Consider the following 25,276-nt stretch of genomic DNA (forward strand, 5'->3'; position numbering starts at 1 on the left):
CTGTCCATGATCGAACCCGTCGACCTGCCCCGCGCCTATCTGCTTTTGAACCATGGCCCGACCGTGCTGGTGACCAGCGCGCACGGCGGCGCTCGCAACGTGATGGCCGCGGCCTGGGCCATGCCGCTGGACTTCAGCCCGCCCAAAATGCTGGTGGTGGTGGACAAGAACACCTGGACGCGCGAGCTCATCGAAGCCTCGGGCGAATTCGCGCTGTGCATTCCGTCGCGCGCGCAGGCGCACGCCACGCTGCAGGTGGGCTCGCACTCGGGGCGCGACGAAGACAAGTTCCAGGCCAGCGGCCTGACCACGTTTGCCGCCAGCAAGATCGGCGCGCCGCTTATCGAGGGCTGCCTCGGGTGGCTGGAATGCAAGGTCATCCCTGAACCGCACAATCAGCAGGCCTACGACCTTTTCATCGGCGAGGTCGTGGCCGCATGGGCGGCGCCGGACGTGTTCTCGGGCAACCGCTGGCACTTTCCGGCCGACGAGCGCCGTTCGGTGCATTACGTGGCCGGCGGCTCCTTCTTCGCCACCGGCGAAGCCTTCAACGTCGCCGATCCGGAGTAAGGGCCATGCGCAGCGTGTATCTGGCGGGTTTCGACGTCTTTCTGCCCGACGCCGTGGCGCACGGCGAACGGCTCAAGACGCTGTGCGCCACCTACGGTTTCGAGGGCCTGTTTCCGCTGGACAACGCGGCGCCGCCGGACCTGTCCGGACAGGCGCTGGCGCAATGGATCTATCGCGCCAACGTCGCGCTGATCCGCCGCGCGGACATGGTGATGGCGAACCTGAATCCATTTCGTGGCGCCGAGCCCGATTCGGGCACGGCCTTCGAGGTGGGTTATGCCATCGCCTGCGGCAAACCCGTGTGGGGCTATACCGGCCAGTCCGGCAGCCTGATCGATCAGGTGGCGGTGGGGGCGGCGGCCGACGACGGCGCATCGCGCATGGTCGACGCCCAGGGCCATACCGTCGAGGACTTCGGGCTGAGCCTTAACCTGATGCTGGCGTGCAGCGCGCGCATCGTGAATGGCGGCCCGGCGGACTGCCTGGCCAGCATGGCGCGCGAACGCGCTTAAGGCCGAACGCTAGGGGCCGTGCGCTAGACGCGCGCCGGCTTGGCTTTCTTGGCCGCCCTGCGCGGCGCGGCGCCTGCGGGCGCGCCCAGATACCCCATCACTGCATCCACCACCGCGGCCTCCAGCTGCTTGGGCGTGAAGCCCGCCGGCGGCGCCAGCGCGGCCGCGTGCACCAGCGATTCCATGATGCGCAGGACCACGTAGGTCGCCAGATCCCGGTCCGCCTGCGCGATCTCGGCGCGGTGCAGTTCCAAGAGATGCCGCATGCGGCGGTGAATGTCCTGATCCGCACGGCTGTGTTCGTGCGGCTGCTCAAACAGCGGAAATTCCCGTTCCAGCACGCGATGCAGCGCCGGCTCCAGCAGATGCGCGTGCAGCATGGCTTGCACGATTGCGCCCACACGCTCGCGCAGCGTGGCCGCCGGGTTGCCGTTCAACACGTCGTCGATCACATCCAGCATCTGGTTGTCGTGACGGTCATGCAGCGCGGCGATCAGCGCGTTCTTGTTGGGAAAGTACTGATACAGCGAGCCCACGCTTACGCCGGCGGTTTCCGCAATCAGGTTCGTGTTGGTGCCGGCATACCCGTGCGTGGCCAAAACGCGAGCCGTCGCCTGCAGGATGGTGTCGACGGTGTGCTGGGACCTGAGCTGGCGCGGCGATTTCCGGGGCTGGGGGATGACGGTCATGGGTGGGGCAAAAGGCGAGTATTCGCGCGGATTATGCCATCCGCATCGGGGCTGCGATGGCGCGGCCCCACCCATTGCGGCCGGTCAGACGGTGGCCGCCATCTCCAGGACCTCGTCGTCGATCGCTTCGGCCTGGCCGTCCTGCAGCTTTTGCAGGTGGTCGGCCAGTTCGGCGATGGTCAGCGCCACCAGGCCCTGTTCGGCGGCGTAGCGCTCCAGCGCCGCGCCGCGCATCATCGTGCCGTCGGCGTTCATCAGTTCGCATAGCACGCCCGCGGGACGCAGCCCGGCCAGCACGGCCAGGTCCACCGAGCCTTCGGTGTGGCCGCGGCGCGTCAGCACGCCGCCCGGTTGCGCGCGCAGCGGAAACACGTGGCCGGGGCTGACGATGTCGTCGGCCTGCGCCGACGGCGCAATGGCGGCGCGGATCGTGGTCACGCGGTCGACGGCGGACACGCCGGTGCTCACGCCTTCGCGCGCTTCGATCGACACGGTGAAGGCCGTGGCAAAACGGCTCTGGTTGCGCTGGACCATGGGCGGCAGTTCCAGGCGGTCCAGGGTTTCGCCGGGCAGGCACAGGCAGACGATGCCGCTGCCGTCGCGGATGAGTTGCGCCATGACGGGCACGGTCAGCCGGTCGGCGGCCACGATCAGGTCGGCTTCGTTCTCGCGGTCAAAGTCGTCCATCAGGATGACGGGACGGCCCAGGCGCAGATGATGCAGCGCGCGCTGCAAGCGGGCGGCAAAGGGCTGGGATGCCAGGCTGGGAAGGGGGGACTGCTGGGTAAAGGCAACGTTGGACATTGAAACGCTCTCGCAAAAGGATTGGGCGAAAAACGTTTCAGGGCTAATCGACAGCCGAACGCAATACGGCCAGGCGGGCGCAAACGCGCCCGGCGCAGCCGAGTATGTGCCGGCACATCTTCTCTCATCCGGACTATGACCGTCGGCCCTGGCTTCTCACCAGGTCTGCTGACCCCGGCCAAATAGCTGGCCGGGCGCTCGCGGGCTCGCCACATTGCATGGCATACCGCCGGTGGGGAATTGCACCCCGCCCTGAAGACGTACTGCATGTCGTGTTAACGACCGAATGATTGTACGCCTGTCGGCCGGACGGGATTGAATATGCTTATTGCAGTTGTGGTCTTCGGAAAGCGCGGGACTGGCCCCGTGCTGCTGTCAGGCGGCCTCGGCGGCGCTGGCCTTTTTGGCCGCGGGACCCTTGTCGGTCTTGGTGGTCTTGGCGGTCTTTGCGGGCTTCTCCGCCTTTTCTGCCTTGTCGGCTTTCTTCGCCTTCTTGGCGGGCAGCGCCAGCATCGTGCCGCGGCACGGCGGCGTGCCGCAGAGGCACTTGTAGCCTTCCTTCAGCGCCTTGGTGATGCGCCCGTCCAGCACCAGCCCGTAGTCGTACGACAGCTCGGTGCCGCGCGCGATGTCTTGCAGCGCCACGATGTAAACGCGCTTGCCGTGCTTGCCTTCCTGCGCCTCGCAGTTGGGCTGGCAGGAGTGGTTGATCCAGCGCGCATCGTTGCCTTCGTCGCCGCCGTCGATCACGCGGCCGGAGCTGAGCGCGAAGAAGAAGGTGTGGAAAGGATCGTCCGGATTGGTCGGGTGGCGGCGGTCGGCTTCCTTGGCGCTGATGCGCTTGCCGCCGTACTCGATGATGCGCGTGCCCGCGGGAATCTTGCGGGCGGCGAAGACGCCATTGCCGTGCAGCTTGGAGCGGCGGACTGCGTACCAGGGCTTGATCGGGGTGTCTTCGGTGGTCATTGAAGGTCGCGTGTGGCGTGAGACGAAACAGAATTATATCGGCGGCCTCTTTGCGCGATCACAGGCGTATAGTGGGCGCCGGCTTGTCCCTTGTTTGATATTCATCATGATCGTCCGTCCGCGGCCCTCCGCGCTGGCTCTGTTCTTTGTACTGCGCGGTTCCATCATCCCGCGCATCCTCAGCAGGATCATCGTCATCACGGTGCTCTCCTGCGTGGTGGTGTGGATGTACCACCGCCAGTTCTTCTCGCCCGCGCATCTGACCGCGGTGCCGTTCTCGCTCTTCGGGCTGGCCCTGTCCGTCTTCATGGGCTTTCGCAACAACGTCTGCTATGACCGCTGGTGGGAAGCCCGCAAGCAATGGGGCGACCTCGTCGTGCAGGCGCGCAGCCTGGCGCGCGAGAGCGCCGTGCTGCTGGCGGCCAGCACCGCCAATCCCTTGCAGGAGCGCCTGGTGCGGCGCTGCATCGGATTCGGCTACGGACTGGCGGCGCGGCTTCGCGGGCAGGACATGGTCGAGGCAGTGCGGCCGTGGGTGCAGCAGGACGAGCTGGATTCGCTGGCCGGCTGCCGCAACGTGCCCGATGCCCTGCTCCTGGCCATCAACCGGGATCTCGCGGCCTGCCTGCGGCGCGGTGAGCTGACCGACATCCTGTACCAGGGCCTGACCCAGCGCGTGGCGCAGTGCGCCGCCATCCAGGCGGCCTGCGAGCGCATCAAGTTCACGCCCTGTCCGTTCGCCTATTCGCTGCTCCTGCATCGCACGGCGTGGCTGTTCTGCCTGCTGCTGCCCTTTGGGCTGGTGGGCACGCTGGAATTCCTGACGCCGCTTGCGGTGACCATCGTCGCCTACACCTTCTTCGGCCTGGACGCGCTGGGCGACGAGCTGGAAGACCCCTTCGGCGCGGACGAGAACGACCTGCCGCTGTCGGCGCTGGCCCGCGTCATCGAGATCGACCTGCTCGAAGGCCTGGGCGTGCGCCCCTTGCCCGAGCCGGCGGTGCCGGTGGACTACGTCCTGCGCTGAAACAGCTGGGCGGGGCGGCGGCTTACGACGCCGGCCCGGTCAGCGGCAGCTTGGTTTCCTTCAGCCGGCGCAGCACAAAGCAGGACTTGCTGTGCCGGATGCCCGGGATGCGGTAGAGCTGCTCGCGCAAGAGGCGCTCGTAGTCGCGGGTGTCGCGCACGGCGATGCGGATGTAATAGTCGTAGTCGCCCGACACCAGGAAGGCCTCCAGCACCTCGGGGATCTGCGCCAGCGCGCGGCCGAATTCATACAGCGTCTCTTCGCTGTGGCTCTCCAGGGTCACGTGGACGATGACCGTGTCCATGAAACCCAGGCTGGCTGGATCGATGTCCACGGTATAGCCGCGGATGACCCCGGCGCTCTCCATGCGTTTGATGCGGTTCCAGCACGGGGTGGACGACAGGCCGACCGCCGCGCCGATGTCGTTCAGGCTGGCGCGCGCGTTGTCCTGCAGCACCTTCAAAATGGCCAAGTCGAACTTGTCGAGGTTCATTTTCTTTGATTCCTCCAAATCAAAGATGAATTTACTCCGTCTGCCCGTTATCCGTGGAAAAGAAGATAAAAATTCTTCGGTTCTACCAATAAGATGGATAGCATGAACGATCGCCTGCACCCCACCGCCGCCGCCGCGCTTGCCGCCACCGAAACCGCCCCTGAAAACGGGGCGAAGATTTTGCTCGACACGCTGATTGCGCACGGCGTCGACACGGTCTTCGGCTATCCGGGCGGCGCCGTGCTGCCCCTGTACGACGCCCTGTACGCCGAGCCGCGCCTGCGCCACGTGCTGGTGCGCCACGAGCAGGCCGCCGTGCATGCGGCCGAGGGCTACGCCCGCACCACTGGCCGCACGGGCGTGGTGTTCGTGACCTCCGGCCCCGGCATGGCGAATACGACCTCGGGCCTGTTGGATGCCATGTGCGATTCGATCCCGGTGCTGTGCATCAGCGGCCAGGTGGCCACGGCGGCCATCGGCACCGACGCTTTCCAGGAATGCGACGCCATCGGCATCTCGCGTTCCGTCACCAAGTGGAACACCCAGATCCGCGCGGTGGACGACGTGGCCGGTGTGACGGCCCGTGCGTTTGAACTGACGCGCCAGGGCCGTCCCGGCCCGGTGCTGGTGGATTTTCCCAAGGACGTGCAGCTTGCGGTGCCGCGCGACAGCGGCGATGGCCTGGATGCGCCGTCGCAGCACAAGCTGGCCGCGCTGCGCGCGCGCCGCCAGTCGGGCAAGCTGGCGGCCAAGCTGCCGCAGTCGGCCGTGCGCCGCGCCGCCGCGCTGATCGCGCAGGCCAAGCGTCCCATTTTTTACGGCGGCGGCGGACTGGTGAACGCCGGTCCCGAGGCCTGCGAGGCTTTCACCGACCTGGTGCGCCACACCGGCGCGCCCTGCACGCTGACGTTGATGGGCCTGGGCGCGTTTCCCGCCTCCGATCCGCAATTCGTGGGCATGCTGGGCATGCACGGCACGGTCGAAGCCAACCTCGCCATGCACAACTCGGACCTCGTCGTCTGCATCGGCGCCCGCTTTGACGACCGCATCACCGGCAAGCTGTCCGAGTTCTGCCCGCACGCCCGCAAGATCCATATCGATATCGATCCCGCGTCGATCAACAAGGTGGTGCGCGTGGACGTGGCGCTGGTGGGCGACTGCCTGCCGCTGGTGCGCGCGCTGCGCGCCGAACTGGGCGACACCAGGCTTGAGCCCGCGCGCCTGGCGCCCTGGTTCAAGCGCATCGACGCCTGGCGCGCGCAGGACTGCCTGGGCTTCACGCCCGCGCCCGACGCGATCCTGCCGCAGCACCTGATGTCGCGGCTGAACGCCGCGCTGGCGGGCCGCGACGCCATCGTCTCCACCGACGTGGGCCAGCATCAGATGTGGGCGGCGCAGTATCTGCGCTTTGACCGTCCGAACCGCTGGTTGACGTCTGGCGGCGCGGGCACGATGGGCTACGGCGTGCCGGCCGCCATCGGCGCGCAGGTCGCGCACCCGGACAAGACCGTGGTCTGCGTCAGCGGCGACGCGTCGGTGCTGATGAACATCCAGGAACTGTCCACCGCCATGCAGCACGAGACGCCCGTCAAGGTCGTGCTGTGCAACAACGGCTACATGGGCATGGTGCGCCAGTGGCAGGAGCTGATCCACGGCGGACGCTACAGCCACAGCTACAACGCGTCGCTGCCGGATTTCGTGGCGCTGGCGCGCGCGTTCGGCTGGGGCGCGGCGCGCGTGGATGACCCCGCCAAGCTGGACGCCGCGCTGGCGGAATGCCTGGCGCACGACGGTCCGTATTTCCTGGACGTGGCGGTCACCGCGCAGGAAAACTGCTTCCCGATGATGCCGGCGGGGCATGGTCACCAGAAGATGATGCTGGCCGAAGGCGTCTGGTATCAGGACGAGACGACCTGAGCGTTTCGAGGTGTCTGACACCCGTTGAGGCGTTGCGGCAGGCTGGAGATCATCTCCCCAGGGTGTCAGACACCGGAATCAACGTAGGTGTCTGACACCCGTTGAGACGCAGCGGCAGGCTGGAGAGCGTCTCCCCAGGGTGTCAGACACCGGAATCAACGTAGGTGTCTGACACCCGTTGAGACGCAGCGGCAGGCTGGAGATCATCTCCCCAGGGTGTCAGACACCGGTGCCAGCGCGGCACCCGACGATTTCAGACACCCCGCCGTCTTCAGAACTGAATAGACAGCCCGCCGTCCACCACCAGCACGTGACCGTTCACATACGATGCCGCGGGTGACGCCAGGAACACGGCCGCCCCGGCGATTTCTTCCGGTTCGCCCCACCGGCCCGTCGGGTTGCGCGCCGCGATGCGCGGCCCGAATTGCGGGTCGGCCACCATCTCCGCATTGGTCTCCGTGGCAAACGTCCCCGGCGCGATGGCGTTGCTGGTGATGTAATGCCCGCCGAATTCCGCCGCCAGCGCCCGCACCATCCCCGTCAGTCCCTGCTTGGCCGCCGGATACACCGCATCGCCCGCCCGCGCCAGCTCCCCCACCACCGACGTAATCGCAATCAACCGGCCGCCGCCTTGGCGCATCATGCGCTCGGCCGCGAACTTGGCCAGCAGCATGCCGGCCACCAGATCGGTGTCGATCAGTTCGCGGATTTCAGCCGGGCTGGTGTCCTGCAGCGTCTTGCGGTTGCGCGCACCCACGTTGTTGACCAGGATGTCCAGGCGCTCGTGTTCGCGGTCGATGCGTTCGAAGGCCGCGGCCATTGCCGCGTCGTCGGCCACGTCGAACGGCAGCGGATGCGCGTCCAGGCCCGCGCCCGTCAGCTCGGCCACGGCGGCATTGACTGCATCGGCATTGCGGCCGTTGATCAGCACGCGCGCGCCGCAACCGGCCAGCGCCCGCGCGATGCAAAAGCCCAGCCCGCGGGCCGAGCCGGTCACCAGCGCCACCTGTCCCGTCAGGTCGAAATTGCGCAGATACGGAAGGGTCTTCATCTTTCGGGCCTCGCTCATTCCCGGAACTCCGGCGCCCAGTGCAAGAGCCGCCGTTCGATCCACGTCACACAATAGACCAGCGCGATGCCGACGATGGACAGCAGCGTCACCGCCGCGAACATGTCGGTGGCATTCAGCGTCGCCAGCGCGGTGATCATCAGATATCCCATGCCTGTGGTCGAGCCCACGAACTCGGCCAGCACCACGCCGATCAGCGCAAAACTGATGGCGTTGGGCAGCGCGGCAAAGGTCCAGGCCGCGGCCGTGGGGATGCGCACCCGCCACAGAATCTGGCGCGGCGAGCCGCCCAGCGTGCGGCAGAAATCGACAAGCTCGCGCTCCACGCTTCGCCCGCCCTTGTAGGTGTTGAAGAACACCAAAAAGAACACGACGAACCACGACGTGACCACCTTGGACGCCAGACCCAGCCCGAAGAACATGGTGATGAGCGGGACGAACGCGATCCGCGGCATGGAATTGAACGCCACGATGAACGGGTTGAACACGTCGGCCAGAAAGCGGCTGCGGCTGAGCGTCATTCCCACCACGAAGCCGCTGCCCACGCCCACCACCAGGCCCACCAGCGTCGCCTGCAGCGTCAGCCACAGGTGCGGCCAGACCGAGCGCGGCCCGGGTTGCAGCCATTCCCACAATCGCACGGCGACGCGCGAGGGCTGGCTGATGAAAAAGGGATCGAAAAGCGTGTTCTGGGTGAACCACGGAATGCGCGTGAGGATTTCCCACGAGCCCAGGATGACGGCAAGAATCAGCACCTGCCACAAAGTGATGCGCACGCGGCGCGCGGCGTTGGCGCGGCGGTCCAGACGCAACTGGTCCTGCAGGGTGTCGGCGGTATCCATCGAATTCATGACTATCGGTTCAGGCGGCGGCGCGGAACTGCTGGCCCAGCACGCTCCAGAGGCTTTGCACGTGGGAGACGAACTGCGGCGTTTCGCGCAGCGTGAAGACGTCGCGCGGATGCGGAATCTGGATTCGCTCGTCCAGCAGCACGCGGCTGGGCGGGCCGGACAGCACCACCACGCGGTCGGACAGCAGGATGGCTTCGTCCAGGTCGTGCGTGACCATCACGATAGTCTGGCCCAGCTTGCGCCAGATCTCCATCAGCTCGCGATGCAGGTGGGTCTTGGTGTGCGTGTCCAGCGCCCCGAAGGGCTCGTCCAGCAGCAGGATGCGCGGCTCGACCGCCAGGCTCATCAACAGCGCCACGCGCCGCCGCATGCCGCCGGAAAGCTGATGCGGAAAGGCGTCCGCGAAGGCGCTCAGGTGACCCAGGTCCAGCAGTTCGGCGACACGCTTGGCGATCCGGTCGGCGGGCACGCCCTGAAACTTCAATCCAAGCGCCACGTTCTTCCTGACGCTGAACCACGGCAGCAGCGTGTCTTTCTGAAAGATGTAGCCCAGCGCGGGCGGCACCTGCCCGTCCACCACGCGTCCGTCCACCAGGATGGTCCCGGTCGTGGGCTGCAGAAAGCCCGCGATCATGTTCAGAAGCGTGCTCTTGCCGCAGCCCGACGGCCCGACGATCGACACGAATTCGCCTTCGTTGATCGTCAGGCTGACCTCGCCGACGGCGTGCGTCGTGCCCTGGCGCGACTGGTACGCCTTGCCTACCTTGTCCAGCGTGATCATCAAAGGCCCCGGGCTTTGCGCACGAAGCTCATGTTCACGCATTTGGCGTAAGGCACGGTCTTGATCTCTTCATTGGAGAACTGGCGCCCGTCGCCCATGATGGCCGTCATGCGGTTGTACGCGTCCTCGGTGATGATGTTGTCCTTCAGGAACACCGTCTCCTTGTAGACGCCCAGCGTCTTCTCGATGGCGGCGCGCGGGAAGGCGCTCAAGTAATCGTCGTAGATGACATCCGTGATGGCGGCCGCGCTGTTGGCGGTGATGAAGTCCTGCGCCTTGACCATGGCGGTCACGAAGGCCAGCACGACCTCGGGACGCTTCTGGATGGTGTCTTGCAGCGTCAGCGCCGCGATGCCCGGCACGTCGCCGCCCATGAACTCGTTCCACGACGCTTCGGTGGTGGCGTCGAAGATGGGAACGCCCCAGCCTTCCTGGCGGGCCTGTTCCATCATCGACATGGTGGCCATGCTGGCCGCAACCGAGCCCGTCTTGAGCGCGCCCAGCATCGTCGCCAGATCGCCCAGGGGGCGGATGTCGACCTTGTCGGCCACGCCGGCCTTCTGCATCAGGTACAGCGCCATCAGCCACGTGCTGGACTGCGGCTGGGTCGCGCCCACGCGCTTGCCCGCCAGGTCCTTGAGCGACTTGATCTTGCCGCTGTCGAAGTCCTCGCGGCGCACGATGACGTTGGCGTACGTCAGCTTGCGGTCAAAGCCGAACACCAGCGCGGCGGGCTTGCCCGCGATGGTCAGCGCGGGCGCGGCGGTGGCCGCGGTGGCGCCAAAGGCGATCTGGCCGGCCGCCAGCAGCTGGTTGGTGCGCGGGCCGCTTTGCGAATTCAGATACTCGACCTCCAGGCCGCCTTCTCCGAAGAAGCCCTTCTTCAGCGCCACGTAGCCGGCCGCGAAAAAAGGGTCGATGCTGCCCTGGCCGTAAACGACCTTGCCCAGCTTGGGCTGCGCGAAGACGACGCGCCCATTGAGCAGGCCGAAGCTGGCCAAAGCGCAAGCGCTCGCCGCCAGCACGCGGCGGCGGGTGGTGAAGTCGGAGCTACGGGTCATGTCGTCCTCGGAAGTGTCTGGGTTGCAGCTGTTTGGCGTCAACAATACCCCAGCGATTGCTGCCCAACAATGGAAAACGCCCGGTCTCCCGGGCGTTTGGTCGTGCGGCGCAGGCTGAATTACGCCGTGGTCTTCTTGGGTGCCGCCTTTTTCACGGCTTTCTTGGCCGCGGTTTTGGTGGCGGTCTTGGTGGCGGTTTTTGTGGCCGTTTTGGTTGCCGTCTTGGTGGCAGCCTTCTTGGCCGGCGCCTTCTTTGCAGCCGTCTTGGTCGCAGTCTTGGCGGCCGTCTTGGCCGGCGCGCGGGCGCGGCCGGGCTTCTCGGGACGGGGCTCGAACTCGAACCCGATCTTGCCGTCAGGCTGGCGCACCAGGAACGCCTTGAACTTGCGGTTCGTGCGGCTGGAGACAAAGCCGTCGAGCAGATCGGTGCGGCCGTTGGTCAACAGCTTTTCCATCTGCTCGCGCGAGATCTCCTGCTGCAGGATGACCTTGCCCGACCGGAAATCGCACGACTTCTCGGGACCCACCGATTTTTCGCAGACATAGCTCATGCCGTGCTCGAAGACGCGCGACTGGCACTTCGGGCAGGAGCCCACCGGCGTGTGGCCGGAGAAGTCCACGGCTTCGTTGTCGTCCTCGTCGTTCTGGCCGAAGTCGAATTCCAGCTTGTATTCGTCGCTGATCCGCAGGATGGCCGCAAACGGCCGGCCCATCTTGCTGATGAAGCCTTGCAGCGGACCGATCTCGCGCTTGGCCAACAGCTCTTCGACTTCCGGCAGCTCGAACGTGCGGCCGCCCGGGTGTTTGCCGATCGAAAAATCGCATGCCGTGCAGGCGTAGCGGCGGTAGTTTTCCTTGACCACCGCGCCACACTTGGGACACGGCGTTGTCAGCGTGGCGTAGTCGCCCGGCACCGTGTCGCGCTCGTATTCCTTGGCGCGCTTGACGATCACCTGCGTCATCTGCGCGATCTCGCGCATGAAGGCCTCGCGGCCCAGTCCGCCCTGCTCGATCTGCTTGAGCTTGTGCTCCCATTCGCCGGTGAGTTCGGGCGAGGTCAGTTCGGCCACGTCCAGGCCCGACAGCAGCGTCATGAGCTGGCGCGCCTTGGCGGTGGGCACCAGGTCGCGGCCTTCGCGGCGCAGGTAGCTTTCGTTGAGCAGGCCTTCGATGATGGCCGCGCGCGTGGCCGGCGTGCCCAGGCCGCGCTCGGACATGGCTTCGCGCAGTTCCTCGTCGTCCACCAGCTTGCCGGCGCCTTCCATGGCCGACAGCAGCGTGCCTTCGTTAAAGCGCGCGGGCGGCTTGGTCGACAGGCCGACGGCCTCGATTTCCTCGGTGCGCACGGTCTCGCCGTCGCCCACGGGCACCAGGTTGGCGTCTTCGCCCTGCGCTTCCTTGCCGTACACGGCAAGCCAGCCGGGGTTGACCAGCACCTTGCCGTCCGTGCGGAAGCGATGCCCCTGCACTTCGGTCAGGCGCGTGGTGACGCGGTATTCCGCCGCCGGGAAGAACACGGCCAGAAAGCGCTTGAGCACCAGGTCGTAGAGCTTGGCCTCGGCTTCGCTCAGGTCGTGCGGGATCTGCAGCGTGGGGATGATCGCAAAGTGATCCGACACCTTCTTGTTGTCGAAGATGCGGCGGTTGGGTTTCACCCACTGCTGGCTGACGACGGTCTCGGCGTGGCGCGACAGGCCGCCCACGGCGTTCGAGCCGCCCTTGGCCAGCGCGCGCATGGTTTCCTGCACCGTGCTGATGTAGTCCTCGGGCAGGTAGCGCGAGTCGGTACGCGGATACGTCAGGGCCTTGTGGCGTTCGTACAGCGTCTGCGCCAGCGCCAGCGTGGTCTTGGCCGAAAAGCCGAACCGGCCGTTGGCCTCGCGCTGCAGCGACGTCAGGTCGTACAGGGCCGGCGACATCTGGCTGGACGGCTTGGATTCCTCGGTCACGCTGCCCGGCTGCTCGCGGCAGGCGGCGACCACGCTTTGCGCGGCGGCGGCCGACCACAGGCGCGATTCGCGCTTTTCCGGGTCGCGGTCGTCTTTCTTGAATTGCGGGTCGATCCAGCGGCCTTCGTACAGGCCGGCGGCCGCCACGAAGGTGGCGCGCACTTCCCAGTAGTCGCGCGGCACGAAGCGGCGGATGCGCTCTTCGCGTTCGGCCACGATGGCCAGCGTGGGCGTCTGCACCCGGCCGACCGGCGTCTTGAAAAAGCCCCCGTCCTTGCTGTTGAAGGCGGTCATGGCGCGCGTGCCGTTGATGCCGACCAGCCAGTCGGCCTCGGCGCGCGAACGCGCCGCGGCTTCCAGCGGCTTCATCTGCGTATCGTCGCGCAGGCTGGCAAAGGCTTCGCGGATGGCGGCCTGCGTCATCGACTGCAGCCACAGGCGCTGGATGGGCTTGTTCACGCCGGCGTACTGAATGATGTAGCGGAAGATCAGTTCGCCTTCACGTCCCGCGTCACAGGCGTTGATGATGGCGTCCACATCCTTGCGCTTGGCAAGCCGGACCAGCAGCTTGAGGCGTTCGGCGGACTTCTTGTCGGTCGGGCCCAATTCGAAGGCCGGCGGAATCACGGGCAGGTGCGTGAAGCTCCACTTCCCCTTGACCGGATCGTTGGGCGCGACCAAGCTGAGCAAATGGCCGATGCTTGAAGCGAGAACGTAACGTTCGCTTTCAAAATAGTCGCCCTCGCGCGCGAAGCCTCCCAAGGCGCGTGATATATCAAGGGCCACCGAGGGCTTCTCGGCAATAATCAGCGTTTTATTCATGTGTTTCCAGTGGCGGTAGTCCCGCCGTATCAGCGCGGATAATAAGATCGGAGATTCGCCAGATGCAAGTCGGCACTGAAAGGCAAGCGGGATCCGAACTGCACGCTTGGCGTCAATTTTTGGCGCGAAGCACCTTGTGGCTAGGCGTTTTGCTGCTAGGCAGCGCTGCCGTCTGCTGGGTTGCCGCCAACTGGCAGGACATGACAAAAATGCAGCGCTTTGCCGGGTTGCAGGGCCTGTTGGCCGTCTGCGCGCTGGCCGCCGCGTGGTCCGGATTGCGCTTGCGCGCCCGGCCCGGCGTGCGGCGCAGCATCCCTGGCGCGCTGCTGGCATTGGCCGGCATTTTGCTGGGCGCCCTGCTCGCCCTATTAGGACAAACTTACCAGACGGGCGCCGATACCTGGGAACTGTTCGCGTGGTGGGCAGTGTTGCTCTTGCCCTGGGCGCTTGCCGCGGGCAGCCAGGCGGTGTGGTTGTTGTGGGCGCTGGTGCTCAATCTTGCGGTCGCGCTGTGGCTGGGCGAACGCGTCTTCACGTGGATGATGATCTTCGGCGGTCCGGGCCTGCCCAGCCTGGTCATGGCCGCATTGAACCTCGTCTTGCTGTTCGGCTGGGAAATGGCCGCGCGACGCTGGCGCGCCAGCACTGTCTTCGGGCCGCGCATCCTGGCCGCCATCGCGATCAGCGTGCTGGTGCTTGCCCTCATGTTCGGCGATTTCATCGTCGACGGCCTGGGCACCTACAACGGCGTCGCCTGGGTCGCCGCCACGCTGGGACTCGGTCTTTACTATCAGCGCGGCCGGCGCGACCTCGTCATCCTGGCCATGCTGGCCGCCGGCGTCATCTGCGTGTCGCTGCGCGTGGTGGGCGAATGGTTGTGGCGGCTGGAGCCCGGCGCGTGGGCAGCGCTGCCGCTTGCCGCCTTGCTCATGGCCGAGGCCGTCGTGGCCGCCCGCTGGCTGCGCGGCATGAGCAACGAAGCGCCGGTCCCCGTGCCGGCCGCGGACGCGGAACCGGCCGGCGCCTCCGCAGGCAATGCCGTCGATCCCGCCGACTCCAGCGCGCCCGTGGCGCAGTTGGCGCCCGCTGCCGTGCCGCGCGCCGAACCGCCCTGGTACGTGCAATGCCTGCTGGGCCTGTCCGCGTGGCTGGCCACACTGCTCCTCTTGCTGTTCGTCGCCTTCTCCAACCTGATCACCACCGAAAGCGGCGCGCTGGTCGCCGGCCTCGTGCTCTGCGCCGTGGGCGTGGCGGTGCTGCGCAGCGATGCCGGTCCGTTCTGGCGGCAGTGCGGCACGGCCATGGCTTTCACCGGACAGATCCTCATCATTTTCGGACTGTCCAGTTCGACCTCGTTCGCCAGCGCAAGCTTCTTCGTGCTGCTGATGGCGGCCGCGGTCTATGCGCTGGGACCCGACGTGATCCTGCGCTTTCTGAGCGGCCTGTTGATCGCGCTGGCCAGTGCCGGCCTGATCTGGCGCGGCCTGTCGCCCGACCTCATGCGGGAGGACCTGATGGACGCCTGGATCCGTTTCGACGCGACCCGGGCCACCTTCCTGTGGCTGCCCATCGGCGTCATCGGCGCATGGGCCACCGCCGTCATCTTCACCGTCAGCCACCGCGTGGGCGCGCGGCGCGGCCATGCGCTGCAGCCGCTGGCGTGGGCGTTCCTGCTGTCCGTGCAGGGCATGGTCTGGCTGGCAAGCGGCATTGCCGTCACCGAACTGCCCGCGATCTGGCAGCTTGCGCCGCGCACCGCCACCCTGGTCGTCGCGGGCGCGCTCTTGCCGGTGGCCACCGCGCTGGCCGTGCTGTGGCCGCGCCGCCGCCTCCTGACCGGCGGCGTCACCTGGGGCGTGCCGATCGGCCTGTTGCTGCTGGCGCTGTTCTGGCTGCCCAGCCCGGGCGTCGGCTTCGCGCTGGCGTGGCTGTTGCTGGGATTCGGCCTGAACCAGCCGCGCGTCATGATCTTCGGCGCCGCCAGTCTGTTGGCGTACCTGGGCGTCTACTACTACCAATTGGAGTTGCCGCTGCTGCAAAAGGCGCTGTGGCTGAGCGGCGCGGCGGTGGTTCTGTTCGTGCTGCGCGCCGCGGTGTGGCTGGTGCCGCGCCTGATGCGCACGCAGGCCCCGGTTCAAGCGCGTCCCCTGCCGCCGGTATCCCCGGCCCTGCGCTGGCGCACAGCGGGCATCCTGGGCGGCCTGGCGCTGGTGCTGGTCGCGGCCAACGTCGGCATCTGGGAGCGCGAAAAACTCCTGTCGTCGGGCAAGGTCGTCATCCTGGAGCTGGTGCCGGTCGATCCGCGCTCCCTCATGCAGGGCGACTACATGGCCTTGAATTTTGCGGCCGGACGCGAGGTGACGCGCCTGCGGCTGGGCGGCAACCAGAACGACGCCGAAAGCGTCATGGGCTACGAGCCGGACGGCTACGTGATGCTGACGCCGGATTCGCGCGGTGTGGCGCAGGCGGTGCGGATCCAGTCCGACGTGCACCCGCATGCCGAAACCGAAGTGCCGCTGCGCTATCGGGTCCGTGGCAATGGTGTGCGCATCGTGACCAATGCGTTCTTCTTCCCGGAAGGCGAAGCCGCGCGTTACGAGGTCGCGCGTTTCGGCGAACTGCGCGTGGCCGACGATGGCGAAGCGTTGCTGGTGCGGATGCTGGGGGCAGACTTGCAGCCACTGTGAGCGGTCGCAGGGCCTTCAGGGATCAGCCGGCAGGCAACGCGCGCGGCGGCTGCGGCCGGCGTCAGCCCGGAAACCGCGCTGCCCAGCGCGCCGTGGCGTCCTGCAGGAATGACGTCACGTCCGTGGCGGCCAACGGCGCAAAGCCCAACGCCGCCCACGCCGCCTGCAAGGCCGCCAGCGGCGCGCGCGTATCCACCGCGGGGGCGCCATTCTGCTTGGACAGCTTCAGCCCGCTGGCCGGGTCCAGGATCAGCGGCACGTGCAGGTAGCGCAGCGGCGGCAGGCCCAACAAACGGCCCAGCACGCGCTGGCGTGCCGTGGAACTGAGCAGGTCGGCCCCGCGCACCACGTCCGTCACGCCCTGCGCGGCGTCGTCCACCACCACCGCCAATTGGTACGCCCACAGACCGTCCGCCCGCCGCAGCGCGAAATCTCCCACCGCCTGCGCCACATCCTGCTCCTGCGGGCCAAGCCAACGGTCCTCGAAGCGCTCGACGCCGCCCGGCACGCGCAGCCGCCAGGCGCGGGCTTCGCGCCCCGCCGGCAGGCCGTGACGGCACGTGCCGGGGTAGGGTCTTTCGCCATCGGCGCCGGGCGCGGTCTGGCCCCGCAGCGCCGAGTCCGCAATTTCACGCCGCGTGCAGCCGCAGCCATAGATCAGGCCCTGAGCGGCAAGCGCGTCAAACGCCGCCTGGTAGGCCGCGTTGCGGCGCGACTGCCAGACGATGTCGCCGTCCCAGACCAATCCCAGCGCCTGCAGCTGGCCCATGATCACGTCCGCCGCGCCCGCCACCGTGCGGGGCGTGTCCACGTCCTCGATGCGTAGCAGCCAGCGCCCGCCCTGCGCGCGCGCGTCCAGCCAGCTGGCCAGCGCGGTCGCCAGCGAGCCCGCATGCAGCGGGCCGCTGGGGCTGGGGGCAAAGCGGCCGACGTAGGTCACGGGGACGGAATAAATGGCTCAAGCCCGCGCGGCCAGGCGCGCGGGCTGAAGGGTTGAATCAGGGGGTGCGGGACGGGGACGCGCGCTCAATGCAGCAAGCGGCCGCCTTCTTCGTCGAGCAGCTCTTCGAGGACCAGATTGTCGATCTCGGCTTCCTGGCTCCAGAGAACCATGAGGGCAATGATCTTGATCTTGGAGAGCGGCACGGGCGTTTCCGGCGAGGCCAGGCCCCGGTCGATCACGATCTCGCGCAGGGGCGCGGGCAACACGCCGGCCGATTCCAGGAAGGCGATAAAGCCGATGGACTCGGTGCCGAGCTGTTGGTATTCGTTCTCGGTGTAGATCCGGGTGCCGGACGAGGGCGCCTGTGCCAGATCGACGCACCGTTCGGTGGTCTCGGCCAGGCCGTACAGCCACCCGAGCGCGTCGTCGATGTCCTCGTGCTCGAAACCGGCAGCGGCAAGCCGCTTGGCGAGCACATCGGCAGCAGGACAGGCCTGAGGCGTGTAGTAATTCTCGAACAGATAGACCAGGATATCGAACATATGGCGCAGTTTGTGCCTGTTTGCACAGTCGGCCCGCATATCGGCAGACCAGCAAACATGAATTTTACTTTACGCCGATTTAATTTGCCGGGCAACCGGGGAAAAGGCGGATGTTGTAGGCCGTCACCATGCGCCCAAGACCGCCCATTTTGCGCCCAAATGCTGACAAAATGGCTGATTCAGCAAAAAGGGGCGGGCCCGATTGGGTCCGCCCCTTTTTTCATGGCGCCGCCTGCGCGGCGCGCACATCATGCCGACTTCGGCGCATTCTCCAGTTTCAGCTCGGCCAACTGCCGGATGAATACCGGAATGCAGATGGCCAGCCCGATCAGGCCGGTTACGAGGCCAGGCAGAATGGTCAGCAACGCGCCGATCGTGCACAGCCAGCGTTCCCAGCTTTTCATCGTGACCAGCATGTAACGCGAGAAGGCGGCCGACAGCAGCACCAGCCCGACCATGCACCCGAACAGGGTCACGAAGAAGTCGTACCAGGTGAACCCCTGCACCGAGATCAGCAGCGACGGCGAGAACACAAACACGAACGGCACGATGAGCTTGGTGATGCCCAGCCTGAACGCCGTGTTGCCGGTCTTGAAGGGATCGCTGCCCGCCATGCCCGCCGCCGCATACGCGGCCAGCGCCACCGGGGGCGTGATGTCGGCCAGGATGCCGAAATAGAACACGAAGAAGTGCGCCGCGATGGGTTGCACGCCCAACTGCACCAGCGTGGGCGCGGCAACCGCGACCATGATGAGGTAGTTGGCGGTAGTGGGAATGCCGCAGCCCATCAGGATGCAGACGATGCCGGTCATGATCAGCGCCGCAACCAGCGTCAGCGTCTGCATATTGGCGATGGCTTCGGGAATCACCGTGGCCGCCCCGCCCGCGATGGCTTGGGCTGCCGAGATCACGATGTAAGAGATCTTGAAGCCCACGCCCGTCAGGGTCACCACGCCAATCACGATGCCGACCGTGCCGGCCGCGGCACCCACGGCCAGCGCATACTTGGCGCCCGTCTCGAAGGCTTCGTACAGGTCGCGCAAGCGCAGCCGCTGGAACGGGTTCAACAGGCCCACCACGATGCAGCCCGTGATCCCCGCGAAGGCAGCCAGGTAGGGGGTGCGCCCGCTGGCCAGCACGCCAATCAGCAGCACCAGCGGAATCAGCGTCGGCCAGCGCATCTTGAACGACTGCTTCAGCTTGGGCATTTCCTCGGAGGTCAGGCCGCGCAGCCCTTCACGCTTGGCCTCGAAGTGCACCTGCATGAACATGCCGAAGAAATACAGGAAGGCCGGGAAGATGCCGGCGATCGCGATCTGCTGGTACGGGATGCCCAGGAACTCGATCATCAGGAAGGCTGCCGCGCCCATGATCGGGGGCGTGATCTGGCCGCCCGTGCTGCTGGCCGCTTCGACGCCTGCCGCGAAGTGGCGCGGATAGCCGATGCGGATCATCGCGGGAATGGTCAGCGAGCCCACCGTGACCGCGTTCGCGACCGAGGAACCGGACAGCATGCCGAACATGGCCGAGCCGAACACCGACACCTTGGCCGGGCCGCCGGCATAGCGGCCCGCGATCGTGGACGCCACATCCAGGAACAGCTGGCCCAGGCCGATGCGGGTGGCCAGCACGCCGAACAGCACGAAATGGAACACATAGGTCGCCACCACGCCCACCGCCACGCCATACACGCCCTGGCTCGTCAGGTACATGTGGTTGACGATCTGGGACCAGGTATTGCCCGCGTGCTGCAGCAGACCGGGGAAGTACGGACCAAACATGGCATAGGCCATGAACACGATCGCGATGATCGGCAGCGGCCAGCCCATTGCCCGGCGCGTGGCCTCCAGCAGGCCGATCAGCAGGATCGAGCCCATGAAGACGTCGATCGGCAGGGGGTTGCCGACGCGGAACGCCAGATCTTCAAAGATGTACGGGATATACAGCACCGACAGCGCCAGCGCGACGGCGATGATCCAGTCGTACAAGGGGATGCCGCCTGGCGCGTACCACGTCGACTTGGGCTCGCGCTGGTAATGCGACTTGGAAAAGCCGAACACCAGGAAGATCAGGCTGAGCACGAACGCCAGATGCACGCCGCGGTGCGTGGCTTCGCGCAGCAGCCCGAAGCCGGCGGTGTAGTAGTGAAAGATCGACAGCGTGACCAGAAGGCCCGAGACGATCCAGGTGGCGGTCTTGTCCAGCGGCCGGAAGCGGATTTCCGAGTCGTACTTCTCCGCCAGCTGCTGGGTTTTCTCGTGGTCGATTTGCATCGCGGTGATTCTCAAGATGATTCAACAAGCAGGGCCGCGCATAGGCGGCCCTGCTCAAAGGCGGCAAAGAGCCAATGCCGCCACATAAAAAAACCTGCAACGATCCGCCAACCTAGTCAAAGGCAAGCAATCGGAATAAAGAACCCCGGCCTCCCTAAAAGCGGGGCCGCGCGGATCCGGCTCCGCCGGTCCGCCACCGGCGCCCCCTGGGGGGAAAGCGCCAACGGCGCTTCGGGGGGGGCCTACTTCAATAGGCCGATTTCCTTGTAGAACTTCTCGGCGCCCGGGTGGAACGGGATGCCGGCGCCCTTGATGGCGTTGTCGCGGGTGATCAGCTTGCCCTTGGCGTGGCCGTTGTCCAGCGTCTTGCGCGTGGCATCGCTATACAGGGCCTTGGTGACGTCGTAGACCACCTGTTCGGGCAGCTTGGCCGACGTGACCATCTGCGCGTTGACCGAGATGGTCTTCACTTCGCCGACGTTCTGGTAGGTGTTGGCCGCAATGGTGTCGGGCGTGAAGAACTCTTGCTTGGCGCGCAGCGCGTCGATCTCGGGGCCGACCAGCGGCACGATCTCGATCCCGGCGCCGCTGGAAGCCAGTTCCGCGATGGCGCCGGCAGGCGCGCCGCCCACGAAGAAGAACGCGTCCAGGCCGCCGTCCTTGAGCTTGTCGCCGGCCTGGTTGGGCTTGAGGTATTCGGCCTTGATGTCCTTGTCGGTCATGCCGTACGCGCCCAGGATCAGGCGCACGTCCACCAGGGTGCCCGAGCCGGGCTCGTCCATGGACACGCGCTTGCCCTTCAGGTCCGCCACGCTCTTGATGCCCGCGCCCTTGCGCGCCACCAGGTGGATGCTTTCCGGGTACAGGGTGGCGATCAGGCGCAGGTCCTGGGCCTTGGGCTTGCCTTCAAACGTGCCGGTGCCGGTGTAGGCCCAGTAGGCCACGTCCGACTGCGTGAAACCAGCCTCGAACGAGCCGCCCATGATGCCGTTGATGTTGGCCACGGAGCCATTGGAAGCGACGGCGGTGGCCACCAGCTTGCCGGGCTGCGACACGGCATTGGCGATGATGCCGCCGATCGGGTAATACGTGCCGGCCGTGCCGCCCGTGCCGATGCGGAAGAACTGCTGGGCCTGCGCGGTGCCGGTGGCGCCCACGGCGGCGACCGCGACGGTCAGGGCGGTGATCCAATGCTTGAGTTTCATGCGAGCTTCTCCAATACGAAATGACAAATATGTCGAGTGACGTGGGTCGTCTTGTCATTTCCGGCGCGGCGTGGCCGCCTGCCGGAAATGGGCCTCCCCTTGGGGGCCGTTTTCATGATGAAATTCTGTCATGCCGCCCTCTGGTAGCCAATGGTTACGGGGCTATCGTTTACCTGGGGGTGCATTGCCCCTTTGGTTATGGGTGGTCCCGCTTTGGTTATGCGTGCGCTACCCCTCAAGCAGTCAGACTACGGAGTCATCAGGATGTCCCAGGAAGTCATACGCGGCATTGCGCTGCCCCCGCCCGCACAGCCAGGCGATCCGCTGGCCCGCGTCGACACGCCCAGTCTGGTGCTGGACCTGGCGCCTTTTGAAGCCAACCTGCGCGCGATGCAGGCGTGGGCAGACCGCCACGACGTCGCCCTGCGCCCGCACGCCAAGGCGCACAAATGCCCCGAAATCGCATTGCGGCAACTGGCGCTGGGCGCGCGCGGCATCTGCTGCCAGAAGGTCAGCGAAGCCCTGCCCTTCGTGGCCGCCGGCATCCAGGACATCCACATCAGCAACGAGGTCGTCGGTCCGGCCAAGCTGGCCCTGCTGGGCCAGTTGGCGCGCGTGGCAAAAGTGAGCGTCTGCGTGGACAACGCGCACAACCTGTTGCAGGTCTCGCAGGCCATGGTGCAGGCGGGCGCCCAGATCGACGTGCTGGTGGAAGTGGACGTCGGCCAGGGCCGCTGCGGGGTGTCCGACGACGCCCTCGTGCTGGCGCTGGCGCAGCAGGCGCGCGACCTGCCCGGCGTGAATTTTGCCGGCCTGCAGGCCTATCACGGCTCGGTGCAGCATTACCGCACGCGCGAGGAGCGCGCCGAGGTCTGCCGCCAGGCGGCGCGCATCGCGGCGTCGTACGCGCAACTGCTGCGCGAGAGCGGCATCGCCTGCGACACCATCACCGGCGGCGGCACGGGCAGCGCCGAGTTCGATGCGGCCAGCGGCGTCTATACCGAATTGCAGGCCGGTTCGTACGCCTTCATGGACGGCGACTATGGCGCCAATGAATGGGATGGCCCCCTGGCGTTCGAGAACAGCCTGTTCGTGCTGGCCACGGTCATGAGCAAGCCAGCGCCGGACCGGGTGATCCTGGACGCGGGGCTAAAGTCCACTACCGCGGAATGCGGCCCGCCCGCCATCTTCGGCGAACCCGGGCTGACGTACACCGCCATCAATGACGAGCACGGCGTCGTGCGCGTGGAACCGGGGGCGCAGGCGCCCGACCTGGGCGCGGTGCTGCGCCTGGTGCCGTCGCACGTGGACCCCACGTTCAACCTGCATGATGGGCTGGTGGTGGTGCGCGATGGGGTGGTCGAGGATATCTGGGAAATCTCGGCGCGCGGCTTCTCGCGCTAATAAGTCCTTCTGAGGGCCGGCCAGCTGGCGCGGTGCACGGTCACGATCGACCGTTCACCCCTCATGCACCGCCCATCCCACGTTTCGCAAGAGCGAAAAAAGGCCGGCGCGCCGTCAACGCGCCGACCTTTGGATGCAGCCCGCAAGCGCTTACTTGGCCTGCTGCTGGATCTTTTCCCCGCCCCTTTCAATGTCTTTGCCGGCACCTTCCATCGTGTTGCAACCGGCGGTCACGGCGGTAATCGCGAGCATCAGTGCAAGCCAAATACGGTGGGTCATTTTCTTCTCCTTCGGGCATTTATTGGACAGTGCGGGTCATGCCGATCGGCAGCCGCAATTACTTGTCCAGCAAGTCCCGTGCCTGATCCTTCGCTTCGCCTACATTGCGCTGCACTTTACCCTCGGTCTTTTCCACTTTTCCTTCGGCTTCGGTGCGGGTGTTGCCCGTCACCTTGCCAGCTGTTTCCTTGATCGCGCCCTTCACTTCCTTGGCGGCGCCCTTGATGCGGTCCTTGTCCATGTCATCGATCCTCAGGTTTCAAGTGGGGTGAAACCGCGCCGGGGAAACCCGGAGTCCGGCGGCGGACAGGTCCAATATAGGAACCGCGCCGCACCCGCGATAGAGGCATGCGCACCAGGACAAGTGGTGCATTTTTACTTGCGGCTCACGCCGCCAGATTCGTCATCCCCAGGAATTGCCGCAATTCCGGCGTGGCCGGCGCCGTGAAAAGTTGTTCCGGCGGACCGATTTCGTGCACGCGCCCCTGGTGCATGAACACCACGCGATCGCAGACCTCGCGCGCAAAGCGCATTTCGTGCGTCACCATCAGCAGCGTCATGCCGTCGGCAGCCAGCTCGCGCACGACCGCTAGCACCTCGTTGACCAGCTCCGGGTCCAGCGCCGACGTGATCTCGTCGCACAACAGCGCCAGCGGCTGCATCGCCAGCGCACGGGCAATCGCCACGCGCTGCTGCTGGCCGCCGGACAGTTCGTCCGGCCAGGCGTCGAACTTGTGGGCCAGGCCCACGCGGGTCAGCATGGCGCGGGCCATGTCCTCGGCCTCGCGCTCGGGCACGCGCTTGGCCACCATGGGTGACAGCATCACGTTGCGCCCCACGGTCAGGTGCGGAAACAGGTTGAACTGCTGAAAAATCATCCCGACCTTCAGCCGCAGCGCGCGCAGGCGCAGCTCGTCGTCGCCCAACTGCGCGTCGGCCACCATGATCGCGCCGCCGTCGATCTGCTCCAGCCCGTTGATGCAACGCAGCAGCGTGCTCTTGCCCGAGCCGCTCTTGCCGATGATGGCAATGACCTCGCCGGGGTCGACGCGCAAGGTCACGCCTTTCAGGACTTCGTTGTCGCCGAACCGTTTGCGGACGTCTTCAAGGGCGATGAGGGGCATGCAACTTCCTTTCCAGCCGGAGGCTAAGGCGCGACAGGGGCCAGCACAGCGCAAAGTAGATCAGCGCGGCGCAGGCATAGACAGTGAAGGGACTGAAGGTGGCGTTGGTGATCACGGTGGCCGCCTTCGACAGTTCCGTGAAGCCGATGATGGAGGTCAGCGCCGTGCTCTTGACGATCTGCACCGCAAAGCCCACGGTCGGCGCGACAGCAATGCGCAGCGCCTGCGGCAGCACCACATAGCGCATCTGCTGCACGTAGCCCAGCGCCAGGCTGGCCGACGCCTCCCACTGTCCTTTCGGCACGGCTTCCACGCAGCCGCGCCAGATCTCGGCCAGGAACGCGCCCGACCACAGCGTCAGCGCCGCGCCGGCGGCCAGCCACGGCGGCACCTCCACGCCGATCAGCGACAGCCCGAAAAACGCCAGGAAGAGCTGCATCAAGAGCGGCGTGCCCTGAAAGAGTTCGATGTACGCCCAGCTGATGCGGCGCATCGCCGCCACGCGCGACGTGCGCATCATCAGCGCCAGCAACCCCATCAGCGCCCCGCCCGCAAAGGCCGCCAGCGACAGCACGATGGTCCAGCGCGCCGCCAGCAACAGGTTGCGCACGATGTCCCAGGTCGAGAACTCGATCATCTTGCCGCCTTGCGAAAGAGCCGCCGTCCGGTCAGGCGCAGCACCTGGCGCAGCAGCACCGCCAGCACCAGATAGATCCCGGTCGTCACGAAATACACTTCAAACGCGCGAAAGTTGCGCGACTGGATGAAGTTGGCGGCAAAGGTCAGGTCTTCGGCCGCGATCTGCGAACACACCGCCGATCCCAGCATCACAATCACGATCTGCGAAGACAGCGCCGGCCAGATGCGCATCAGCGCCGGCTTGAGCACCACGTGCCGGAACACCTGCAGGCGCGACAGCGCCAGGCTGGCGCCGGCCTCGTACTGCCCGCGCGGCGTGGCGTCGATCCCGGCGCGGATGATCTCGGCGCTATAGGCGCCCAGGTTCAGTGCCATCGCCAGGCACGCCGCCTGCATCTCGCCCAGCTGGATGCCCAGCGACGGCAGGCCAAAAAACACGAAAAACAGCTGGATCAGGAACGGCGTGTTCCGGATCAGCTCGATATAGGCGGTGACCGGCGCGCGCAGCCACGCCGGGCCCTGCGTGCGCACCCAGGCGCAGACGATGCCCAGGGCCACGCCCGCCACCGCGCCGAACGCAATCAGTTCGATCGTGACGCCGATGCCCTTGATCAGCACCGGCGTGTACTCGAACACCGAGGAAAAGTCGTACTGGTAAGCCATGACGGC

The 25,276-nt window shown here is 66.4% G+C and carries 24 protein-coding genes and 1 riboswitch; of the genes, 6 read left to right on the top strand and 18 right to left on the bottom strand.

Annotated features, from left to right (window positions below):
• Together V6V88_RS00235 and V6V88_RS00240 are read left to right on the top strand one after the other, a co-directional pair.
• A complete protein-coding gene (locus V6V88_RS00235) occupies window positions 1-570 on the top strand; it encodes a flavin reductase family protein (protein ID WP_338619745.1) in 570 nt (189 codons plus the stop codon).
• 5 nt (window positions 571-575) lie between these two features.
• Window positions 576-1,082: a nucleoside 2-deoxyribosyltransferase gene (locus V6V88_RS00240; RefSeq protein WP_338617159.1), complete on the top strand. Its 507-nt coding sequence runs from the start codon at window positions 576-578 to the stop codon at window positions 1,080-1,082.
• Window positions 1,083-1,105: 23 nt separating this feature from the next.
• Here the strand turns inward: V6V88_RS00240 and V6V88_RS00245 are convergent, their stop codons facing one another.
• The 3 genes from V6V88_RS00245 to V6V88_RS00255 all read right to left on the bottom strand — a co-directional run bounded on the left by V6V88_RS00245 (window position 1,106) and on the right by V6V88_RS00255 (window position 3,541).
• A complete protein-coding gene (locus V6V88_RS00245; RefSeq protein WP_338617160.1) occupies window positions 1,106-1,771 on the bottom strand; it encodes a TetR/AcrR family transcriptional regulator in 666 nt (221 codons plus the stop codon).
• A gap of 84 nt (window positions 1,772-1,855) precedes the next feature.
• Window positions 1,856-2,575, bottom strand: a complete 720-nt coding sequence (gene ribB / locus V6V88_RS00250) for a 3,4-dihydroxy-2-butanone-4-phosphate synthase (protein WP_056327690.1) — start codon at window positions 2,573-2,575, stop codon at window positions 1,856-1,858.
• A 112-nt stretch (window positions 2,576-2,687) separates the two neighbouring features.
• Window positions 2,688-2,839, bottom strand: a riboswitch (FMN riboswitch).
• Between the two features lie 111 nt (window positions 2,840-2,950).
• A complete protein-coding gene (locus V6V88_RS00255; protein ID WP_338617162.1) occupies window positions 2,951-3,541 on the bottom strand; it encodes an SET domain-containing protein-lysine N-methyltransferase in 591 nt (196 codons plus the stop codon).
• 106 nt (window positions 3,542-3,647) lie between these two features.
• On the opposite strand from V6V88_RS00255, the gene V6V88_RS00260 reads away from it, so the two are divergent.
• A complete protein-coding gene (locus tag V6V88_RS00260) occupies window positions 3,648-4,568 on the top strand; it encodes a bestrophin family protein (RefSeq protein WP_056327692.1) in 921 nt (306 codons plus the stop codon).
• A gap of 22 nt (window positions 4,569-4,590) precedes the next feature.
• On the opposite strand, the gene V6V88_RS00265 is transcribed toward V6V88_RS00260, so the two are convergent.
• Window positions 4,591-5,061 (bottom strand): Lrp/AsnC family transcriptional regulator, encoded by a 471-nt coding sequence (locus V6V88_RS00265; RefSeq protein ID WP_056327693.1) that lies wholly within the window; start codon window positions 5,059-5,061, stop codon window positions 4,591-4,593.
• A 93-nt stretch (window positions 5,062-5,154) separates the two neighbouring features.
• On the opposite strand from V6V88_RS00265, the gene ilvB reads away from it, so the two are divergent.
• Window positions 5,155-6,978 carry a biosynthetic-type acetolactate synthase large subunit gene (ilvB, locus tag V6V88_RS00270; RefSeq protein WP_338617163.1) on the top strand — a complete coding sequence of 608 codons (1,824 nt, stop codon included), beginning with the start codon at window positions 5,155-5,157 and terminating at the stop codon, window positions 6,976-6,978.
• A 271-nt stretch (window positions 6,979-7,249) separates the two neighbouring features.
• On the opposite strand, the gene V6V88_RS00275 is transcribed toward ilvB, so the two are convergent.
• The 5 genes from V6V88_RS00275 to V6V88_RS00295 all read right to left on the bottom strand — a co-directional run bounded on the left by V6V88_RS00275 (window position 7,250) and on the right by V6V88_RS00295 (window position 13,511).
• On the bottom strand, window positions 7,250-8,029 hold the full coding sequence (locus V6V88_RS00275; protein ID WP_175236651.1) for an SDR family oxidoreductase: 780 nt from the start codon (window positions 8,027-8,029) through the stop codon (window positions 7,250-7,252).
• 14 nt (window positions 8,030-8,043) lie between these two features.
• Complete coding sequence (locus V6V88_RS00280; protein WP_108006355.1) at window positions 8,044-8,889, bottom strand: ABC transporter permease; 846 nt, start codon at window positions 8,887-8,889, stop codon at window positions 8,044-8,046.
• Between the two features lie 19 nt (window positions 8,890-8,908).
• The gene (locus V6V88_RS00285) at window positions 8,909-9,679 is read right to left on the bottom strand and encodes an ABC transporter ATP-binding protein (protein WP_063953552.1); all 771 of its coding nucleotides are present in this window, start codon (window positions 9,677-9,679) and stop codon (window positions 8,909-8,911) included.
• Window positions 9,679-10,740 carry an ABC transporter substrate-binding protein gene (locus tag V6V88_RS00290; RefSeq protein WP_338617165.1) on the bottom strand — a complete coding sequence of 354 codons (1,062 nt, stop codon included), beginning with the start codon at window positions 10,738-10,740 and terminating at the stop codon, window positions 9,679-9,681. Before V6V88_RS00290 ends, V6V88_RS00285 begins: the two co-directional genes overlap by 1 nt.
• Before the next feature lie 119 nt (window positions 10,741-10,859).
• Complete coding sequence (locus V6V88_RS00295) at window positions 10,860-13,511, bottom strand: DNA topoisomerase III (protein WP_062839347.1); 2,652 nt, start codon at window positions 13,509-13,511, stop codon at window positions 10,860-10,862.
• A gap of 62 nt (window positions 13,512-13,573) precedes the next feature.
• On the opposite strand from V6V88_RS00295, the gene V6V88_RS00300 reads away from it, so the two are divergent.
• Window positions 13,574-16,198, top strand: a complete 2,625-nt coding sequence (locus tag V6V88_RS00300) for a GDYXXLXY domain-containing protein (protein WP_338617166.1) — start codon at window positions 13,574-13,576, stop codon at window positions 16,196-16,198.
• 61 nt (window positions 16,199-16,259) lie between these two features.
• Here the strand turns inward: V6V88_RS00300 and gluQRS are convergent, their stop codons facing one another.
• The 4 genes from gluQRS to V6V88_RS00320 form a co-directional block, all read right to left on the bottom strand.
• Window positions 16,260-17,138 (bottom strand): tRNA glutamyl-Q(34) synthetase GluQRS, encoded by an 879-nt coding sequence (gene gluQRS, locus V6V88_RS00305; RefSeq protein WP_338617167.1) that lies wholly within the window; start codon window positions 17,136-17,138, stop codon window positions 16,260-16,262.
• A gap of 86 nt (window positions 17,139-17,224) precedes the next feature.
• Complete coding sequence (locus V6V88_RS00310) at window positions 17,225-17,683, bottom strand: DUF494 domain-containing protein (protein WP_056327700.1); 459 nt, start codon at window positions 17,681-17,683, stop codon at window positions 17,225-17,227.
• Window positions 17,684-17,931: 248 nt separating this feature from the next.
• Entirely contained in the window at window positions 17,932-19,956 is a 2,025-nt protein-coding gene (locus V6V88_RS00315; RefSeq protein WP_062839350.1) for a TRAP transporter permease, read from the bottom strand.
• Window positions 19,957-20,198: 242 nt separating this feature from the next.
• Window positions 20,199-21,161, bottom strand: a complete 963-nt coding sequence (locus V6V88_RS00320) for a TAXI family TRAP transporter solute-binding subunit (protein WP_175157329.1) — start codon at window positions 21,159-21,161, stop codon at window positions 20,199-20,201.
• A 264-nt stretch (window positions 21,162-21,425) separates the two neighbouring features.
• Between V6V88_RS00320 and V6V88_RS00325 the strand changes: the two genes are divergently transcribed.
• A complete protein-coding gene (locus V6V88_RS00325; protein WP_223573804.1) occupies window positions 21,426-22,565 on the top strand; it encodes a DSD1 family PLP-dependent enzyme in 1,140 nt (379 codons plus the stop codon).
• 150 nt (window positions 22,566-22,715) lie between these two features.
• On the opposite strand, the gene V6V88_RS00330 is transcribed toward V6V88_RS00325, so the two are convergent.
• The 5 genes from V6V88_RS00330 to V6V88_RS00350 all read right to left on the bottom strand — a co-directional run bounded on the left by V6V88_RS00330 (window position 22,716) and on the right by V6V88_RS00350 (window position 25,270).
• Entirely contained in the window at window positions 22,716-22,844 is a 129-nt protein-coding gene (locus V6V88_RS00330; protein ID WP_056327784.1) for an entericidin A/B family lipoprotein, read from the bottom strand.
• A gap of 58 nt (window positions 22,845-22,902) precedes the next feature.
• Complete coding sequence (locus tag V6V88_RS00335; RefSeq protein WP_056327704.1) at window positions 22,903-23,085, bottom strand: CsbD family protein; 183 nt, start codon at window positions 23,083-23,085, stop codon at window positions 22,903-22,905.
• A 145-nt stretch (window positions 23,086-23,230) separates the two neighbouring features.
• Window positions 23,231-23,968 carry an amino acid ABC transporter ATP-binding protein gene (locus V6V88_RS00340; RefSeq protein ID WP_142052026.1) on the bottom strand — a complete coding sequence of 246 codons (738 nt, stop codon included), beginning with the start codon at window positions 23,966-23,968 and terminating at the stop codon, window positions 23,231-23,233.
• Window positions 23,949-24,605 (bottom strand): amino acid ABC transporter permease, encoded by a 657-nt coding sequence (locus tag V6V88_RS00345; protein ID WP_063954198.1) that lies wholly within the window; start codon window positions 24,603-24,605, stop codon window positions 23,949-23,951. Before V6V88_RS00345 ends, V6V88_RS00340 begins: the two co-directional genes overlap by 20 nt.
• Complete coding sequence (locus V6V88_RS00350) at window positions 24,602-25,270, bottom strand: amino acid ABC transporter permease (protein WP_063954197.1); 669 nt, start codon at window positions 25,268-25,270, stop codon at window positions 24,602-24,604. Before V6V88_RS00350 ends, V6V88_RS00345 begins: the two co-directional genes overlap by 4 nt.
• Window positions 25,271-25,276: the final 6 nt, after the last annotated feature.

Origin of the sequence: Achromobacter sp. E1, assembly GCF_037039475.1 — a bacterium.
Classification (GTDB): Bacteria; Pseudomonadota; Gammaproteobacteria; order Burkholderiales; family Burkholderiaceae_B; genus Achromobacter; species Achromobacter mucicolens.

What these genes read in the sequence shown, in the direction of transcription:
- V6V88_RS00240 (WP_338617159.1), top strand. Translation starts at nt 576, where the DNA reads ATGCGCAGCGTGTATCTGGCGGGTTTCGACGTCTTTCTGCCCGACGCC.
- V6V88_RS00245 (WP_338617160.1), bottom strand. Translation starts at nt 1,771, where the DNA reads ATGACCGTCATCCCCCAGCCCCGGAAATCGCCGCGCCAGCTCAGGTCC.
- ribB (WP_056327690.1), bottom strand. Translation starts at nt 2,575, where the DNA reads ATGTCCAACGTTGCCTTTACCCAGCAGTCCCCCCTTCCCAGCCTGGCA.
- V6V88_RS00255 (WP_338617162.1), bottom strand. Translation starts at nt 3,541, where the DNA reads ATGACCACCGAAGACACCCCGATCAAGCCCTGGTACGCAGTCCGCCGC.
- V6V88_RS00260 (WP_056327692.1), top strand. Translation starts at nt 3,648, where the DNA reads ATGATCGTCCGTCCGCGGCCCTCCGCGCTGGCTCTGTTCTTTGTACTG.
- V6V88_RS00265 (WP_056327693.1), bottom strand. Translation starts at nt 5,061, where the DNA reads ATGAACCTCGACAAGTTCGACTTGGCCATTTTGAAGGTGCTGCAGGAC.
- ilvB (WP_338617163.1), top strand. Translation starts at nt 5,155, where the DNA reads ATGGATAGCATGAACGATCGCCTGCACCCCACCGCCGCCGCCGCGCTT.
- V6V88_RS00275 (WP_175236651.1), bottom strand. Translation starts at nt 8,029, where the DNA reads ATGAAGACCCTTCCGTATCTGCGCAATTTCGACCTGACGGGACAGGTG.
- V6V88_RS00280 (WP_108006355.1), bottom strand. Translation starts at nt 8,889, where the DNA reads ATGGATACCGCCGACACCCTGCAGGACCAGTTGCGTCTGGACCGCCGC.
- V6V88_RS00285 (WP_063953552.1), bottom strand. Translation starts at nt 9,679, where the DNA reads ATGATCACGCTGGACAAGGTAGGCAAGGCGTACCAGTCGCGCCAGGGC.
- V6V88_RS00290 (WP_338617165.1), bottom strand. Translation starts at nt 10,740, where the DNA reads ATGACCCGTAGCTCCGACTTCACCACCCGCCGCCGCGTGCTGGCGGCG.
- V6V88_RS00295 (WP_062839347.1), bottom strand. Translation starts at nt 13,511, where the DNA reads ATGAATAAAACGCTGATTATTGCCGAGAAGCCCTCGGTGGCCCTTGAT.
- V6V88_RS00300 (WP_338617166.1), top strand. Translation starts at nt 13,574, where the DNA reads ATGCAAGTCGGCACTGAAAGGCAAGCGGGATCCGAACTGCACGCTTGG.
- V6V88_RS00310 (WP_056327700.1), bottom strand. Translation starts at nt 17,683, where the DNA reads ATGTTCGATATCCTGGTCTATCTGTTCGAGAATTACTACACGCCTCAG.
- V6V88_RS00315 (WP_062839350.1), bottom strand. Translation starts at nt 19,956, where the DNA reads ATGCAAATCGACCACGAGAAAACCCAGCAGCTGGCGGAGAAGTACGAC.
- V6V88_RS00320 (WP_175157329.1), bottom strand. Translation starts at nt 21,161, where the DNA reads ATGAAACTCAAGCATTGGATCACCGCCCTGACCGTCGCGGTCGCCGCC.
- V6V88_RS00325 (WP_223573804.1), top strand. Translation starts at nt 21,426, where the DNA reads ATGTCCCAGGAAGTCATACGCGGCATTGCGCTGCCCCCGCCCGCACAG.
- V6V88_RS00330 (WP_056327784.1), bottom strand. Translation starts at nt 22,844, where the DNA reads ATGACCCACCGTATTTGGCTTGCACTGATGCTCGCGATTACCGCCGTG.
- V6V88_RS00335 (WP_056327704.1), bottom strand. Translation starts at nt 23,085, where the DNA reads ATGGACAAGGACCGCATCAAGGGCGCCGCCAAGGAAGTGAAGGGCGCG.
- V6V88_RS00340 (WP_142052026.1), bottom strand. Translation starts at nt 23,968, where the DNA reads ATGCCCCTCATCGCCCTTGAAGACGTCCGCAAACGGTTCGGCGACAAC.
- V6V88_RS00345 (WP_063954198.1), bottom strand. Translation starts at nt 24,605, where the DNA reads ATGATCGAGTTCTCGACCTGGGACATCGTGCGCAACCTGTTGCTGGCG.
- V6V88_RS00350 (WP_063954197.1), bottom strand. Translation starts at nt 25,270, where the DNA reads ATGGCTTACCAGTACGACTTTTCCTCGGTGTTCGAGTACACGCCGGTG.